Genomic DNA, 17,098 nt, shown 5'->3' with positions numbered 1-17,098 from the left:
ATTTGTTTATTTGCATGCCAATAGATTTAAAAAGGGACAAAAGTATATTAAATTAAAGAAATTCACAACATCGTTTTTAAAGTTTTCCATCTTGTGGGGAGAGAATTTTAGGAACAGGCTGAAGGACGACAAGCGGATTTCTTTTATGAAATAGATGGATGCCCCTGCTTTAAATTGAAATAAAGTTGGCAAGCGATAGTTAATTAACCTTTGTTTAATCAATGCAACATTTTAACATGAAACTAAGGAATGTTTGTACACAATGTCGTTTTACGTGCAAAGCACTGGCGGCATTCTTGTCTTTCACCCTCGTTGCTCCCCTCACGGTTCCTGTGCAGGTAAGGGCGGAAGACTCAACGCAGGAAGTCCAGCAAAAAGTCAAGACTCTTACCGGTACGGTTGTGGATAGCGCAGGCGAACCCATTATCGGTGCCACTGTACAGCAGAAAGGCTCTACGCTGGGAACCATTACCGATGTTGACGGAAAGTTCTCCATCAATGTAGGAAGTAATAAGGGAATTCTGAGCATTTCCTATATCGGAATGAAAACGCAGGAAATTCCCTTTGATAACTCCACGAAAGCCTTGAAGGTGACTATGGAGGAAGACAGCGAGACGCTGGAAGAAGTCGTTGTGGTAGGTGCAGGTACCCAGAAAAAAGTGAGTGTGACGGGTGCTATCACCAGCGTGAAGGGCGCCGCCTTGAAGGTTCCTTCCACCGCACTCTCCAACTCGTTTGCCGGACGTATCGCCGGTGTGGTTGCCAAGCAGACCAGTGGTGAGCCCGGTTCAGGATCCGAATTCTACATTCGTGGTATCGGTACGTTTGGAGGACGTGCCACGCCTCTTATCCTTTTGGACGAAGTGGAGATTTCGGCTTCCGACCTTAACTTTGTGCCGGCCGAAAACATCGAGAGCTTCTCCATTCTGAAAGATGCTTCCGCTACGGCCATCTACGGTAGCCGAGGTGCCAACGGTGTAATGATTGTGACCACCAAGACAGGTGAATACAACAGCAAGGCAAAGATCAATGTGACGGCGGAGAACTCCTTCAATTACCTTAACAACTTCCCCGAATTTGTAGACGGCCCCCGCTATATGCAGTTATATAACGAGGCTTCTGTTGCTCGTGGAGGCAGTCCCCGCTATACGCAGGAAGACATTGAGCGCACGGCGAGCGGTTTCAATCCGCTGCTTTATCCCAATGTGGACTGGAGCGAGGTGATCTTCAAGGACATGGCCATGCGCCAGCGTGCCAACATCAATGTGTCCGGCGGTGGTACCAAAGCCAAGTACTACATGAGTTTGGAAGCGTCGCACGAAGACGGTTTGCTCAATACCAAGAAGGTATATTCCTGGAACAACAACATCAATGTCATGAACTACACGTTCCAGAACAACATTACCTACAAGCTGACGCCCACCACCACCATCCAGTTGAACATGAACGCTCAGATCAGGAAGACAAAAAGCCCGAATGTATCTTCTACCAGCCTGTTCCAGAATATCCTGACCACGACGCCCATCCTGTTCCCCGTGACCTATCCGCAGCAGGAAGGCGTAGAACATATCATGTTCGGTAATGCCTACATATCGGGAACAACCCTGTATCCGAACCCCTATTCACAGATGTTGACTTCCTTCTTTGAACAAAATCAGAATACCCTGAATACGGTATTGAAGATTGATCAGGATCTGGACTTCATCGTCAAGGGGCTGAAGTTCAACGGATGGATTAACTTCAAGAACTGGGCATCGTCGTATTTTAGCCGCAGTATCAATCCGCATTTTTACGGCATGGTGGCAGGAAGCTATGATCCTGACGACCCCAACACGACTTACGAGTTGGAGCTGCTGAACACCAACGGTACCGAATTCATCAGTCAGAGTGATGTGGCGAAGTCCATGGACCAAACGTTTGAATTGCAAGGTGCGTTGAACTACTCGACCCAGATTGATTTGCACAATATCACCGCCATGCTGCTCTACAAACAAAGAGAGTATCGAGGCGACGGTGCGGCTTTGCCCAATCGTAACCAGGGTGTGTCGGGACGTGTCACATGGGACTATGATCATAAATATCTGGCTGAATTCAACTTTGGTTACAACGGTACCGAACGTTTGGCCAAGTCAGACCGATTTGGCTTCTTCCCCGCCGTTTCATTAGGCTGGGTGGTAAGCAATGAGAAATTCTTCGAGCCTATGACGCGCGTCATCAGCCACTTTAAGCTGAGAGGATCCTACGGATTGGTTGGTAGCGACGATTTGGCGGCACCGGGCGGCAGCCACTACCTTTACATCGACAAGATCGCGAACAACCAATTGAATTATCTGCAATATACTTTCGGTGAAACCGGTGGTACCAGTACTAAGGGAGGCCCGATGTTGACCTACTATGCCCAGAAAGGCTTGGGATGGGAGAAGGTGAAGAAGTTGGACATCGGATTCGATATGACCTTGTTTGACGACTGGACTCTGACCTTTGACTATTTCAAGGACAAACGCTTCGATATCTTCCTGCATCGTGAGGCATGGCCGCAGTCCTTGGCTTACCACGAAGCCAAGCCATGGAGTAACGTGGGAAAGATGAACAATGAAGGTGTGGAGTTCAGCCTGAACTATAACAAGAACATCAACAAGGATCTCAACGTCAGTGTGATGGCTAACTTCACCTACAATGCGAACAAGATTATCTATCAGGACGAGCCTAACTATCCTTCCGTATGGCAGATGGCAGTAGGCAAGCCTTACGGATATACCAAAGGCTACATTGCCGACGGCCTGTTCAGAAGCCAGGAGGAAATTGACAACAGCCCGCAGCAGAATTTGGGTTCCACACCGCGTGTGGGTGACATCAAATACCGCGATATCAACGGTGACGGTATCATCAGCGATACGGACCAGTGTATGATTTCCAAATACAATACCACTCCCCGCATTCAGTATGGCTTCGGTGCGACCGTAAATTACAAGAAGTTCGATTTCGGTATCTTCTTCAATGGTTCAGGAATGCGTACCATCATGACGCAAGGCATGGATCCCTTCTGCCAAGGTATCGGAGTCGGAAACCGCAATGTGATCGACTACATAGCCGAAAACTACTTTTCCGAAGAGAAACAAAACTTCGATGCCGCCTATCCGAGGTTAGGTCTGCTCACTACCGACATCGCGAACAACCGTGTAGCCAGCACCTACTGGATGAGAAACGGCTCTTTCATGAGGTTGAAAAATCTGGAGGTGGGATACCGTTTCCCCTACGGACGTGTTTATGTAAGCGCAGCCAATCTGCTTACATTCAGCCCGTTTGACCAGTGGGATCCTGAACTTAGCGGCTGGAACAGCTACCCGTTGCAGCGTACATTCAATGTCGGATTCCAATTGAACTTTTAACCAATCTAAAAACAGAAATAAGATCATGAAATATTTAGATTATATTAAAAAATGGGGAACAGCGGCCGTTGTTGCCGTATGTCTCTGCACATCTTGTGACTATCTGGATGTAGTTCCTCCCGAGCAGGCCAACCTGCAACACGCTACTTCTACGGAGGATCGTGCATTGGGCTTTCTGTACTCATGCTATAGGGGCATAACCGCCACCGATCCCACATGGACCAACTATCTGAATGAAGTAATATCTTCTACGGACGAAACAGTGTTGCCCTATTCATGGAGTGCCGACGGAATGTGGGACGAGTATGCTTTCAATACCGCCACCGCGATGAACCAGAACTGGATTTGGGGTACTACGTATCAGTATGTCGGTCAGTGCCTGCTATTCCTGCAGGAGATTGAGAAAATGGATCCGAACTTAGTAGCCCCTGAGACTGTAACAATATGGAAGGCGGAGGCCAAGGCGCTGATTGCCTACTACCATTTCTGCACCTTGCGCCGTTACGGCCCCATCCCCATTACGGACTATTACATAGCGATGGATGCTCCTCAGTCGGAATACAGAGGACGCTACCACTTTGATTATTGTGTAGACTGGATTGCAAACCAGCTGGACGAGGCCGAGCAAGACCTGCCCACCGTCCGTGAGAAGTCCGATGAATGGGGACGCATGACCAAGGTGATTACCAAATGTATCAAAGCCCGGTTGTTACTGTATGCAGCCTCGCCGTTGTGGAACGGAGAGTTCCCTTATCCGCAGTGGACGAACAAGAATTTCGAGACTCCGGGCTATGGCTACGAATTGGTGAGCCATACCTACGATGCCTCCAAATGGGACCGTGCATTGAAGGCATGCCAGGAAGCCATTTCCTTGGCGGAAAGCGCAGGATACGAACTCTATGACAATGAAGATTTCTATGCGACCAAACAGCTTCCCCTTCCCTACGTTCCGGGCGTGACCGACGGTGACATCACGGACGAAGCAGCGAAGGAAAAATTCCTGAAGACCGTGATGAAGATGCGTTACGTCGTGGCAACCCGTTCTGTAGACGGAAACAAGGAAATCATCTGGGGCAACTGGAATCATGACATGAATGGCTCTTACGCCCGTTTGCCGTTGCGTATAATCCGGTACACGGGAGGCAGTTGGTGGAGCGGTTACAGCGGTGTAGCCCCGACACTGAACTCCGTGGAGGCTTTCTATACCAAGAACGGCAAGCTGCCTGCCCGCGACCCTGAGTACACGCCGCAAGCCGACTGGCTGAAAGAGTCAGGAATAAGACATACATTTACAAACGCTGAAAATCAATCCGTAACGGTTAACATCGCAAATCTGCACGTGGGCCGCGAACCCCGTTTTTACGCATGGATAGCCTTTGACGGAGGAGAATTTGCTCCCAAGCTTATGGACGGAAAACCGCTTAATCTGGATATGCGTAATGGAGCCATTCACGGCTATGACCCTACGAGCTTCAACCGTGACCATTCTGTTACCGGTTACCTGACCCAGAAGTTCATCAGCCCGTCCATAGAGTTCAACACTTCGGGTTCGGGCACGTGGGGCGATGATGCTCCGAGCATCCAGATCCGTTTGGCCGAACTTTACCTGAATATTGCAGAATGTTATGCCGCCAAAGGGGATGTGGCGAACGCGTTGAATTACCTGAACCGTATCCGCCGGCGTGCTGACGTGCCTGAGTTGACGACCGGAGACGTGACTTCGGACATGCCGATTATGGAGTGGGTTCGCAACGAGCGCTTTATCGAATTGTGGGGTGAAGGACACCGTTTCTACGATGTACGACGCTGGGCTTTAGGAGCCAAGTACTTCGGTGAAGGCGTGCGTCGCGGACTGAATGCCGCTTCTGTCACGAATCCGCCTCGCGACACCTTCTACCAGGATATACCAGTTCCTTCTCCATACGTATGGAGCAACCGAATGTATTTGAATCCGGTATTTTACAACGAAGTGTATAAGAATCCTCAGATGGTACAAGCCCCTGAATATTAATAGTAGAATTTTATATGAAAAAGTCAATTTATATCTTAGGAATTTGCGCATTCTCTCTGATGCAGACAGGATGCGATAACTATGACGATCTTATTCCGCAAGAGTACAACACGATTCTTTCCCTTAAAGAAGAAGGGGAACAGGAAGTGGTGTTGTACCGCACGGGAAGCGATACGGAATTTGATGTGACCGCCATGAAGACCGGAAGCGTACCCACCAGCGAAGCGCATGCAACGTTGGCCGCCATGAGCGAGGCTTATTTTGAAAGGTACATACAGCTGACCGGAAAGAGATACAAACGCTTGCCGGACGATTGCTTCACCATTACGGGTGGCACGATGGACTATGGCAGCACCGACGGTTGGAAGACTGCCAAGGTGATTGTCAACTTTGAAAAGGCTGCCAGCCTGGTAGAAGCCGAGCCGGGGAACTATGTAATTCCCATTTTGCTGTCCAGCGAGACGGATTCCGTGCTCTCCACGAAATGCGAACTGCTGTACAAAATGACCGGTGTGGTAACTCCCAAGGTCTCATTTGCAGGAAGTACATCCTTTGAATTGCCCAGGGAAGGCGGAACGATAGACATTCCCCTGAACCTTCAGATCGAAAACCAATGGGATTTCACTGTTAAAGTGGCGTTAGACGCGGAGGAAACCACCCTTCCGGGAGTCACATTAGCCAACGATGGCAACGTCACATTCACTTCGGGCGACAATGGTACGTTGACGGTGAATGTTCCTCCGTTCTCCAGTGAGGCAATAGGAGATATTGCCTTGAGATTAGAGGGTATAGAAGGAATTGAGTTCGAAATGCAGGAAGACGGACATACGGTTTCCGCGGCTCTGGAAAGATACCCGCTGGCGGTGAGCATGTTATCTACTAATGCGCAGGAGCCGAGCGAAGGTTCGCTTGCGAACTTATTGGACAACGACCCCAATTCATACTTCCATTCTGCCTGGTCCGTGGATATATCGGATATGCACTATGTACAAGTGACCCTGCCCGAGGCCGTGCAAACCTTCAGTTTCGGATACCAGAACCGAGTTCCCAATGCCAATGCGGCTATTTGTGAGTTGATGCTCTATGGCGGAAGCAGCGAGAACGACCTGGAACAGATCCGCTTCTTCCCATACGAGGAGCTGCCTTGGAATATTCCGGCCGGCATCTTCGAGTCTCCTACATTGAAATTGGAAAAACCTGTCAAGGTACTCCGTTTCGAGAATTACGATCAACGATATGCAAATTCACACTTCTTTGTATGGAGCGAATTCTGGATGCGTGTAGTGAACTAAATGCGTATGACGACACGATCCTTTGAACCTTAAATTAAAATCTCTGATACCAAGGGGAAAGTTTCACCGTCCGTTCGACGTGCGGTGGGCTTTCCCCCTTTTTTTGTCCGTTTGTTCATTTCCTTTTCCCTGCCAGCGGTTTTGCGCGGAAGCCTCTTCTTTCGGTCTTCACACAAAAAAAGAAGACGGCTAAGAATGGCTTCTTAACCGTCTTCTCTTCTGTCGGAATGAGGCGACTCGAACGCCCGACCCCTACGTCCCGAACGTAGTGCGCTACCAACTGCGCTACATTCCGATGCGTGCATCTATACATTTCAGCGGTGCAAAGGTAAGCATAAATAGGCTTGCCCGCAAGTATCGCAGGCTTTTTAATGTTATTAATAAAGAGAAATTAACGCTTTGATTAATACATCATAAAAATTGGTTTCTGATACTTTGTTTTATTTCTTCCATTTTTCTTCACGGGCAAGTCCTTCCGGCCTGACGCCGTACTGGCTGACCCTCTGACGAAGTGCTTCGTCACCTCCCCATACAGCACGGCGTGACACCCTCACGCAGCACTGCGTCGGGACTTCAGGAAGTGCTGCATGGCAGCGGAAGGGAATAGACATTCCATTGCCGATTCATTGCCAGCTATCGCTGCCTGTTGTTGTTTTGAAAAGAACCCCGCCCGATTTGAAAATCAATGAGTTTGCCTGTTTTGCATAGTTGAAACGAAAAGAAAGCCTCTGAAATTCAACGAATTCAGAGGCTTTCATCTTGTTTAATTCTTCGTGGTGTCACCAGGAATCGAACCGGGGACACAAGGATTTTCAGTCCTTTGCTCTACCAACTGAGCTATGACACCATGTGCTTTTGCTTGATTGCGCGTGCAAAGGTAATCCTTTTTTCTGATAATGCAAACCTTTTCCCGGAAAAATAAATAAAAAAAGAGGCTGCATCAAAAAGAAGAGCCTATCTTCTTTATTCTGATACAACCTCGTGGAAAAGAAGGGAATGTCAATCAATGTTCGGGTTGATGCTGTGCCAGTCTTTGATGGCGGGCAGGACTCCCATTTCGATTACCTCGTCGCGCAGGGTGCATAGGTGTTTGTAGCTTTCCTGCAACGCGGCCTCTTCTTCGGGCGCACCGTTCAGCTCTTTGTAGTGGACGCCGTTTCCGGTGATTTCGGTTTCCATAGCCATCATAATATGGTCGAAGCCATGACTATATACATAGGTACCTGCCGGCCAGCGGAACGGTTTCCCACCCATGGCGGCGGCAATCATTTCAATAGAAACGTATGCCGGACTCTGGAAAGAGGAACGGCCGCGTAGGGCGATGATATTGGCACCTCCCTTGATTACTTTCGACCGGATTTCGTCCCATTGTTCCTTCGTGAGTTCGGGCGTACCGATGAGTTCGGGTAACGGTTTGCCATCCACTGTAGCGGTAGAAGCGTAGACGGCCATCTGTTCGCCGTGACCGCCATACGTGCGGCAGTTTTCAATCTTGTCCGGGGACAGGTGGAAGTGCTTGGCCAGTTCGCTGCGCAGGCGGGTACTGTCCAAGGCGGCCAATGTGGTAACCTGCGAGGGCTTCAGGCCGGAGTAAAGCAGAGTAATCAGCCCGGTGATGTCAGCGGGGTTAAAGATTATCACTACATGCTTTACGTCGGGGCAGTATGCCTTTATGTTCTTGCCGAATTCCTCGGCAATGGCGGCATTTCCTTTCAGCAAGTCTTCACGGGTCATGCCGGCTTTACGGGCAGCTCCTCCTGAAGATACTACATATTTGGCGCCTGTCAGCGCTTCCTTGATGTCAGAAGTGAAGGTCAGGTTCAGGCCTTCGAAACCGCAATGGAACATTTCTTCTGCCACTCCTTCCAAACCGGAGGCATACGGATCGTACAGACAGATGTTGGGAGTAAGACGCATCATGATGGCTGTCTGGGCCATGTTAGAACCAATCATACCGGCTGCGCCGACGATTGTCAATTTCTCATTGGTAAGAAATTCCATAATTTTGTTCATAAAAGGTGAATAAGTGGATAAATTAAGTACTCTTTTTAATTCCAGTTGCAAATATAACGCTTTTCTCCTAAGTTGTTCATATAAAAAGTTATCTTTTGGACGGAAATGTTACAGCTTATCCTTACCTTTGTCACAAAAGGCATTTTATGGAAATTAATTTAGGGAAATACAATACGTTGCGCGTAGTGAAAGAAGTGGATTTCGGCATGTATCTCGATGGAGGCATCGAGGGCGAAATTCTGCTTCCTGCACGCTATGTCCCTTTAGGTTGCAAGCCCGGGGACGATTTGGAGGTCTTCATTTATCTGGATCAGGATGAGCGGTTGGTGGCGACGACCCGGAAACCTTATGCACAGGTGGGTGACTTTGCTTGTCTGGAGGTGTCGTGGGTCAATCAATATGGCGCTTTCCTCGACTGGGGCTTGATGAAGGATTTGTTCGTACCCTTCCGGGAACAGAAGATAAAGATGGAGGTGGGCAGGAGGTATATCGTCCACGTGCATATAGACGACGAGAGCTTCCGTATCGTAGCTTCGGCCAAAGTAGACCGCTACCTGTCGAAGGAAAAGGCGGACTATCAGCCCGGTCGGGAAGTGGAGGTGCTGGTGTGGCAGAAGACTGACTTGGGCTTCAAGGCCATTATAGATAATAAGTATGGCGGCCTGCTCTATGAAAGCGAAATCTTCCGGCCCTTGCAGGCGGGGATGAAGCTGAAGGCTTATGTGAAGCAGGTGCGCGAGGACGGCAAGATAGATCTCACATTGCAAAAGACGGGCCGGGCGGGCGTGGAAGACTTCGCTTCCGTCCTGCTGGAACACATTCGCCGTAACGGCGGGCATACGGCGCTCAATGACAAGAGTCCGGCCGAAGAAATCTATGCTCTCTTCGGCGTAAGCAAGAAAGTGTTCAAGAAAGCCGTAGGCGACCTGTATAAGAAACGCTTAGTAGTACCGGACGACAAGGGCATCACACTGGTTCGGTAAATGGGTTCAGTGGAGTGACGGGCTCTTTTGGCGGGTGCCTGTTTTCTTATTCGATAGGAACTCCTTTGTAGAAATCCAGTATCTTGGTGCGGAACAGGTAGTCGTACTTGGCCTGCAATTCGTCGCTTTGCGCCTTCATCAGGTTCTGCTTGGCTTCGTTGAACTCTACGGCATTGGCTTTTCCGTTTTCGTACTTTTGTGTCATCAGGCGGAAAGACTCTTCGCTGGCAAGGGCGGCCGTGTGGCTGCTGGCGTATTTACTCTCGGCAGCGGTAGCGTTATACCAGGCCTGCTGGATTTCCTTGTAGAGCGTCTTCTTGGCGTTGTCCAACTGGAGGGCATAGCTTTCTTGTTGGAGGCGGGCGGTACGCACGCGGTTGCGGGTGGCCAAGCGGTTGAAGAGAGGTATGTTAAGGCTTAATCCCAAGTATTTGCTGAAATTGTCTCCCATCTGCTGGTGGAAGGTACGGTTGATGGTGGAGTAGTAGTTTGTACCCAGACTTCCGTTGAGACTCAGTTGGGGATAGAAACCGCTCTGGGCGATACGCACACTGTGTCTGCTGCCTTCCAGGCGATATTGGGCGGCGCGGATGGAGGCCTTGCCGGTGAGGGCTGTCTGGTAGATGTCGTCGGGTGATGGGATGGGCGACGGCGTGATGGCCGTAGAGGGCGACTCCAGCACGAAGTCCTCGGGCGAGTCGAGCTCAATAAGCTGGCTTAGGGTGAGCAGGGCGAGGCGATAGTCGTTTTCGGTCTGTACGGCAGTCATCCGGTCTTGTGCCACACGGGCTTTGGCATCGGCCACTTCGGCATTGGACGCTTTGCCCACGCCGGCCAGGCCTTCGATGCGCTTGCATTGCTGGAGGCTCAATTCCACCTGGCCCAAGGCTACCTCATGAAGTTCCTGGTTGAAGAGAACCTGTAGGTAGGCCGAAGCAATGTTGATGGAAATGTCTTCCTTAGCCTTTTCGAGGTCGGCGGTGGCGGCTTTCAAGTTCAGCTTGGCTAAGGCATATTGGTTGGGCAGTTCGAGGCCGGTAAAGAGGGGAATGCTGGTGGAGAGCTGCATGTTAGTCCCGTTGCTGGCCGTGTTGACGTAGACGGTGGAGTAGTCGCCCGTAGTTTCGTCGGGCACGGCGGTCTGGGTACGTCCCCAGTTCCAGCTCTGGCCGGCTCCTCCATTTAGGTTGGGCAGGCGGGCCCACTTGGCAGTATTCACTTCGACGGCGCTCTGTTCGGCCGTATTGGCGGCCTGGCGGATGTCGATGTTGTGTTCGATGGCATAGTCGATGCACCGGCGCAACGACCACGTTTCTTGTGCCTGAAGGCTTGCGGCGAGGCAGGCCAGTGCGGCTATGGCGGATAGTCTGTTCATATTTGTGCAAATAGAGGTTAGGGGTTAGTTTTCTTCTTTCTGGTTCTTGGCGTTGTTGCGTATCAGGTCTTTGTCGGTGATGCCGCTCTTTACGGCTATCTGGATGCCGTCGCTCATACCCACTTGGATGGGCTGACGGCGGAAAGTCTGCCGGGGTATGCTATCGGTAAGCACATAGACAAAGGTGCTATCGTCCTTGAACTCCACACATCCTTCGGGGATGGCGAGGGCCTGAAGGGTTCGTTCGAGCACGATTTCGCCGTTGGCCGAGTACCCCGAGCGGATAACCACCGTATTGGGAACACTGACAGCCGCCTTGATTTCGAATTGATTGGCTCCATTGTCTTCGGTCGATTTCGGTGCAATGTATTCCAGTGTGGCTCGGAAGGTGAGATCCTGCAAGGCACCGATGGTGATTTTGAGAGGCATGCCTTCGCTTACGCGGCCCACTTCGGTCTCGTCGATGTTGCCACGGAAGATGAGATCGTTCATGTCGGCCACGGTGGCGATGGTGGTACCGTCGTTGAAAGTGTTGCTCATGATGACCGAATTACCCACCTTGACGGGCACGTCCAGGATGAGGCCTTCGATGGTGGAACGTATCAGGGTGCTTGAGAACGAGGCACTGTTCTGCGTGATGCCTTCCTTCACGATCTGGAGATTGTCCTTGGCAGCCTGAAGTTCTTCGCGGGCCTGCTTCACGGCCACTTCGCCCTTTTCGTATTCTTCGGAGCTGATAAGCTTGTCGGCGTAGAGCTTCTCCAAGCGGGCGAAGTCGGTTTCGGCCTGGCGTCCGTTGATTTCGGCTAAGCGCACGCGGCTCTCGGCAGCGTTGAGCGTACCCAATTCGGGGATAACCTTTACCTTGGCTATCACTTCGCCCTTCTTCACCTTCTGGCCGGCTTCCTTATAGACTTCCTCGATGATGCCCGATATTTGGGGCTTGATGAGAACTTCGTCCCTCGGCTCTATCTTGCCGGTGACGACGGTTGTCTTCTCCAAGTCTGCCAGAACAGGGCGGACGGTGTCGTAGAGGGTTACTTCGGGTTGGGATTTCTGGTACAGGAACACGAAGGTCCAGATGAAGATGCCGGCCACGATGACCAGCAACGCGATTTTTAGGATTTTTCTTGCTTTCATGTCGGATATGTTTTTTATTTCTTTCGTTTATTATGATGGATTGCGTATTTTCCAAATGCAGGGCGAAGAAGATTATTCGTCACGTATCGCTTCTATCGGCTTGATGGCCATGGCGCGATAGGCCGGTGCCAGCCCTGCCATCACACCGAGTACGATAAGCAGGGCACAGGTGCCTACGGCCATGCCGAAGCTGACCTGATAGTGCGTTTCGACGATGCCTTGCGGATTGGCCGCTGCTTCGAGAACCTGGAGTACCAGCACAGCTAATGAAATGCCGGTCATACCCGCTACGGTGGTCAGCACCATGCTTTCGGAGAGGATCTGCTGGAGAATGTCGCGCGGACGGGCTCCGATAGCACGGCGGATGCCTATCTCGGTGGTGCGCTCGCGCACGGTGACCATCATGATGTTCGACACGCCGATGGCTCCTGCAAAGAGCGTGCCCAGCCCCACCATCCAGATAAGAACGTGTATTCCTGTCATCAGGGCATCCATCATGGAGAACATGGCTTCGACGTTGAGCATCATCACTGCCTGCTGGTCGTCGGGCGAGATGTAGTGGGCTGCCTTGACGGTTTGCTTCACCTGTTCTTCCACGTCGGCCACTTTCACGCCGGACTTCATGGTGAAGCATACCAAGTCGACGGTATTGCCCAGGTTGTACATCTTCTGCATCGTGGTATAGGGCAGGGTAACGGCTTCGGAAGCCTGTCCCTGTATATTGACATTGCCCTCGGACGAGCACATGCCCACCACGCGGTAGTAGATGCTATCCACCTGTATGTACATGCCGCAGGGGTCGCCTCCTTTGGGGAAAAGGCTCTCGTAGACACGCTTGCCGATGACGCACACCTTGCGTGCCTCGCGGATGTCCACGTCGTTGATGAAGCGTCCGTAGGTCATCTCCTGGTGTTCGATCTGTTCATAGTCCGGGAAGAGTCCCTTAACACTACAATCGTATTTGTTTCCCTCGTAGATGGCCTTTTTGTTCCATTGGACTACTGATGAAGTGGAGATTTCTATCTTGTCCAGTTTGCCGATGCGTTCCACGTCGGCCATTTCGAGATCCCAGCTCCGTCCTTTGCGGAAACCTTTGTAAGCTTCGCCCGTCCTTTGGGCGAAGATGAAGCCCGAATTGGTGGCAAAGCCTTCAAATTCTTTACGCACCTCCTGTTCCATGCCCTGTCCGCCTCCCATAAGGGCCACGAGCATGAATATTCCCCAGAATACGCCGAAGGCTGTGAGCAGGCTTCGCGTCTTGTTTCGGGTGATGGTAACGAGGATTTCCTCGCAGGTATCTTTATCTATTTTCATACGCCTAATTCTCTATTTTTATCATCGTCAATCTGCTCTCAACGCCTCAATCGGTTTAATTCTCGTGGCCTTGCGGGCGGGGAAGAACCCGGCCAGCGTGCCGGCTATGATAAGGGTCAGCGTAGCCTGTACGGCAATGTGCAGATCCACTGTGGGGTCGCTGAACATCTTGGCCTGGAACATGCCCGCATCCATCGTCTGGCTTCCGAAGAGATTGTCCATCCATTCCGTTACGCCGATGCCCGCCACCATGCCGATGTAGCCGAAAAGGGTCGTGATGGTGACACTCTCCACGATGATGAGCCACAGGATGGAGGCCGGTTTGGCGCCTAAGGCTTTGCGGATGCCGAATTCGTGGGTTCGTTCGCGTACAGTGATGAGCATGATGTTCGACACGCCCACGATGCCGCTCAGCAGGGTAAAGATGCCGATGACCCAGATGCTCGTGCGCAGGATGCTCATGGCGTTCATAGCGCGCAGGTAGTCGGTGAAACGGTTCCATATCCAGATGGCACTCGTGTCGTCAGGCGAGAAGCGGTGGTTGGCACCGATAACGCGACGGTATTCTTTCTCGAAAGCGTCGTTATTCTCGATGGAAGTCAGCCCTTCGGTGGTCAGGAGAATATTGTTCAGCTTGTTGCCCTTGTTGTAGATAGTCTGCAAAGTGCTGAAAGGGATGTAGGCTTCGCTCGGTTCGCTGTTGCCCTGGTCGTTGTAGATGCCCACTACCTGATAGGCTACGTCTCCGGCATTGACAAACTGTCCGATGGGCCGTGTGTGCGTCTTGCCGAAGAGGATGTCCGCCGACTTCCGATGGAGTACGATGACCTTGCGCCGTTCTTTCAGGTCGATGTCGTTGATGAAGCGCCCCTCGGCCGTCTTCACGGCTTCGATTTCCGGGTAGTTGGGATGTACGCCCAGCAGAGAGAGGTTGACATACTCCTTGCCGAAGCCGATGTTAAGGCCGTTTTGACGCACGGTGGCGCCCACGCTGGACACGTTTTCAGGGAATTGGGTTTCGGTGTCCGTCAGGTCGCGGTTATCCAGTTCGATGCGCCGCCCTTCTTTCAGTCCGTCGTAAGACAGGGTAGTCCAGCCGGGGAAGATGCGGATGGAGTTAAGTGCCCGTTCGGACGAATTCTGCTCGAAGGCGTGGATGACTCCGTTGCCCGCTCCCAAAAGCACGATGAGCATGAAGATACCCCATGCTACGGCGAAGCCTGTCAGAAAGGTGCGTAGCTTGTTGCGCTTCAAGGTTCCGTATATTTCTTGCCAGAGGTCAATCATATTTGTTTTTTTTAGCGATTATAAGAAATGAAAGGAAGTTATCGTCCTTTTTAGTTCTTCTGATAAAACTATTTCATGAACCCGTCCTTGCCGAAGGGCGAAGCGTCGTGGTTCTGGTTCTCTTCGATGGTACCTATTATGCCGTCCTTGATGTGGATAATCTTATCCGTCTGGTTGGCTACGCCGCTTTCATGGGTCACGACGACAATGGTCATGCCCGTCCGGTGGAGATCTTTCAGGATCTGCATCACTTCGACCGAAGTCTTGCTATCGAGAGCACCCGTAGGCTCATCAGCCAAGATGATTTGCGGACGGGTGATGAGGGCGCGGGCGATGGCCACACGCTGCTTCTGTCCGCCGGACATCTCGTTGGGCATGTGATGCCCCCATTCCTTCAGGCCCAGACGGTCTAAGTATTCCAGCGCCAGGGCGTTGCGTTTCTTACGGCTCACGCCTTGGTAAAAGAGGGGCAGAGCTACGTTTTCTATCGCATTCTTGAACGAGATGAGGTTGAACGACTGGAAGATAAAGCCTATCATGCGGTTGCGGTATTCGGCGGCGTGCGTTTCGCTCAGGTTCTTGATAAGGGTGCCGTTCAGGTAGTACTCGCCCGTGTCGTAGTTGTCCAGGATGCCTAATATATTAAGTAAGGTGGACTTGCCCGACCCCGATGCGCCCATGATGGATACGAATTCTCCCTTTGCGATATCCAGATTGATGCCCTTCAGGACGTGAAGCGGAGCTCCGTTGTAGTAGGTCTTGTTGATGTCTTTTAGTTGTATCACGACTTTCTTCGAATTATGCTTGTTTTCGTTATTAGACGCATGTGTACGATAAAAGTTGCAAAAGAGACGGACTTTTTTTCATTTTTTCTGCTAACGCGTGTATGTCGGGTATCTTTTTTTAGGGAAAAGATTTTGTTGTTTCGTTTTTCTTTGTCAATTTTGTAACTAACATTAATATTAACCCTTTAATCAAAGAGAATATCATGAATTCAAACATGGAGAAACCCTATGTAGTGGGTATTGACATAGGCGGTACGAATACTGTGTTCGGCATTGTGGATGCACGCGGAACGGTGATTGCAAGCAGCTCGATCAAGACGGGCGCTTATACGGAAGTGGAAACCTATGTGGACGAAGTTTGCAAGAACCTGCTTCCCCTGCTCGAAGCCAATGGCGGAAAAGATAAAATCAAGGGTATCGGTGTGGGTGCTCCTAACGGCAACTATTATACGGGTACCATCGAGTTTGCTCCCAACCTCCCGTGGAAGGGTGTCATTCCTCTGGCCGCTTTGTTCGAAGAACGCTTGGGCATACCGACCGCTCTGACCAACGACGCCAACGCAGCCGCCATCGGCGAAATGACTTATGGCGCGGCTCGTGGTATGAAGGACTTTATTATGATCACACTGGGCACAGGTGTGGGTAGCGGCATTGTGATCAATGGCCAGCTGGTTTATGGCCACGACGGATTTGCCGGCGAACTGGGTCATGTCATCGCGCGCCGCGAGAACGGACGTGCATGTGGCTGCGGTCGCAAGGGATGCCTCGAAACCTATTGCTCGGCTACGGGAGTGGCACGCACGGCACGTGAGTTCCTGACAGCCCGCACCGAGCCGAGTCTGCTCCGTTCTATTCCGGCCGAGGACATCACGTCGAAGGACGTGTACGATGCTGCCGTGAAGGGTGACAAGCTGGCTCAGGATATTTTTAACTTTACGGGCGAGATCTTGGGTGAAGCTTTGGCCGATGCCATCGCTTTCTCCAGCCCCGAAGCTATCGTGCTTTTCGGCGGCTTAGCCAAATCCGGCGAATACATCTTCAAGCCTATCCAGGAGTCCATCGACAAAAATGTGCTCAACATATACAAGGGCAAAACCAAGTTGCTGATGTCCGAGCTTAAGGATGCCGATGCCGCTGTACTGGGTGCCAGTGCACTGGGCTGGGAGTTGAAATAACTGCTTTTTGAATAATAAAAGGGGAAGCCTCCACGTGTGAAGTGACCCCAAAAAAGTTGGCAGGATAAATATTATCCCGTAATAGAAAGAGGGTGACCCAAAAGCCATTCGAAATGGCCCAAGGGGTTATCCTCTTTTCATTGCATCCTGAAACTTCTTCAGGATATATAAATTAACGGTTATCCTCTTGATGATAAAGAAGATAACCGTTGTTTTTTATGGTAAATGTTTATTATATTTAAGGTGCAAAACAAAAAGACAATCAATCATTTACCATGAGTGCAAAGATAATATGTAAATCCTACAATCAAAACGACAGTCTTCTTTTTCCTCC

The 17,098-nt window shown here is 50.9% G+C and carries 13 protein-coding genes and 2 tRNA genes; 5 read left to right on the top strand and 10 right to left on the bottom strand.

Annotated elements, in window-relative coordinates:
- Nucleotides 1-236: 236 nt before the first annotated feature.
- From Q0Z70_RS03100 to Q0Z70_RS03090, 3 genes are read left to right on the top strand one after another with little or no spacing between them, the layout of a single operon-like run.
- Nucleotides 237-3,389, top strand: a complete 3,153-nt coding sequence (locus Q0Z70_RS03100) for a TonB-dependent receptor (RefSeq protein WP_298072552.1) — start codon at nt 237-239, stop codon at nt 3,387-3,389.
- Between the two features lie 25 nt (nt 3,390-3,414).
- Complete coding sequence (locus Q0Z70_RS03095; protein WP_298072550.1) at nt 3,415-5,400, top strand: RagB/SusD family nutrient uptake outer membrane protein; 1,986 nt, start codon at nt 3,415-3,417, stop codon at nt 5,398-5,400.
- A 14-nt stretch (nt 5,401-5,414) separates the two neighbouring features.
- Nucleotides 5,415-6,692: a DUF1735 domain-containing protein gene (locus tag Q0Z70_RS03090; RefSeq protein WP_298072548.1), complete on the top strand. Its 1,278-nt coding sequence runs from the start codon at nt 5,415-5,417 to the stop codon at nt 6,690-6,692.
- A gap of 222 nt (nt 6,693-6,914) precedes the next feature.
- Here the strand turns inward: Q0Z70_RS03090 and Q0Z70_RS03085 are convergent.
- The 5 genes from Q0Z70_RS03085 to Q0Z70_RS03065 form a co-directional block, all read right to left on the bottom strand.
- Nucleotides 6,915-6,987, bottom strand: a tRNA-Pro gene (locus tag Q0Z70_RS03085).
- A gap of 145 nt (nt 6,988-7,132) precedes the next feature.
- Entirely contained in the window at nt 7,133-7,303 is a 171-nt protein-coding gene (locus tag Q0Z70_RS03080) for a hypothetical protein (protein WP_298072546.1), read from the bottom strand.
- A 12-nt stretch (nt 7,304-7,315) separates the two neighbouring features.
- Nucleotides 7,316-7,450, bottom strand: coding sequence for a hypothetical protein (locus Q0Z70_RS03075; protein ID WP_298072544.1), 135 nt, complete (start codon nt 7,448-7,450; stop codon nt 7,316-7,318).
- A 16-nt stretch (nt 7,451-7,466) separates the two neighbouring features.
- Nucleotides 7,467-7,539, bottom strand: a tRNA-Phe gene (locus Q0Z70_RS03070).
- Between the two features lie 152 nt (nt 7,540-7,691).
- Entirely contained in the window at nt 7,692-8,693 is a 1,002-nt protein-coding gene (locus Q0Z70_RS03065; protein WP_298072542.1) for a malate dehydrogenase, read from the bottom strand.
- 158 nt (nt 8,694-8,851) lie between these two features.
- On the opposite strand from Q0Z70_RS03065, the gene Q0Z70_RS03060 reads away from it, so the two are divergent.
- Nucleotides 8,852-9,688 carry a S1-like domain-containing RNA-binding protein gene (locus Q0Z70_RS03060; RefSeq protein ID WP_298072540.1) on the top strand — a complete coding sequence of 279 codons (837 nt, stop codon included), beginning with the start codon at nt 8,852-8,854 and terminating at the stop codon, nt 9,686-9,688.
- A 46-nt stretch (nt 9,689-9,734) separates the two neighbouring features.
- Here the strand turns inward: Q0Z70_RS03060 and Q0Z70_RS03055 are convergent, their stop codons facing one another.
- The 5 genes from Q0Z70_RS03055 to Q0Z70_RS03035 all read right to left on the bottom strand — a co-directional run bounded on the left by Q0Z70_RS03055 (nt 9,735) and on the right by Q0Z70_RS03035 (nt 15,589).
- Nucleotides 9,735-11,063 carry a TolC family protein gene (locus Q0Z70_RS03055; RefSeq protein ID WP_298072538.1) on the bottom strand — a complete coding sequence of 443 codons (1,329 nt, stop codon included), beginning with the start codon at nt 11,061-11,063 and terminating at the stop codon, nt 9,735-9,737.
- A gap of 24 nt (nt 11,064-11,087) precedes the next feature.
- Complete coding sequence (locus tag Q0Z70_RS03050; protein WP_298072536.1) at nt 11,088-12,203, bottom strand: efflux RND transporter periplasmic adaptor subunit; 1,116 nt, start codon at nt 12,201-12,203, stop codon at nt 11,088-11,090.
- Nucleotides 12,204-12,275: 72 nt separating this feature from the next.
- Nucleotides 12,276-13,517 (bottom strand): ABC transporter permease, encoded by a 1,242-nt coding sequence (locus Q0Z70_RS03045; protein WP_298072534.1) that lies wholly within the window; start codon nt 13,515-13,517, stop codon nt 12,276-12,278.
- Nucleotides 13,518-13,544: 27 nt separating this feature from the next.
- A complete protein-coding gene (locus Q0Z70_RS03040; RefSeq protein WP_298072532.1) occupies nt 13,545-14,804 on the bottom strand; it encodes an ABC transporter permease in 1,260 nt (419 codons plus the stop codon).
- A 68-nt stretch (nt 14,805-14,872) separates the two neighbouring features.
- Nucleotides 14,873-15,589 carry an ABC transporter ATP-binding protein gene (locus tag Q0Z70_RS03035; RefSeq protein WP_298072531.1) on the bottom strand — a complete coding sequence of 239 codons (717 nt, stop codon included), beginning with the start codon at nt 15,587-15,589 and terminating at the stop codon, nt 14,873-14,875.
- 203 nt (nt 15,590-15,792) lie between these two features.
- On the opposite strand from Q0Z70_RS03035, the gene Q0Z70_RS03030 reads away from it, so the two are divergent.
- The gene (locus Q0Z70_RS03030; RefSeq protein WP_298072529.1) at nt 15,793-16,764 is read left to right on the top strand and encodes an ROK family protein; all 972 of its coding nucleotides are present in this window, start codon (nt 15,793-15,795) and stop codon (nt 16,762-16,764) included.
- Nucleotides 16,765-17,098: the final 334 nt, after the last annotated feature.

This window comes from uncultured Bacteroides sp. (assembly GCF_947632445.1).
In the GTDB taxonomy this organism is placed as follows: Bacteria; Bacteroidota; Bacteroidia; order Bacteroidales; family Bacteroidaceae; genus Bacteroides.
Note: the sequence above shows the minus strand (reverse complement) of the source record. Positions and strands in the feature narration are given on the sequence as shown.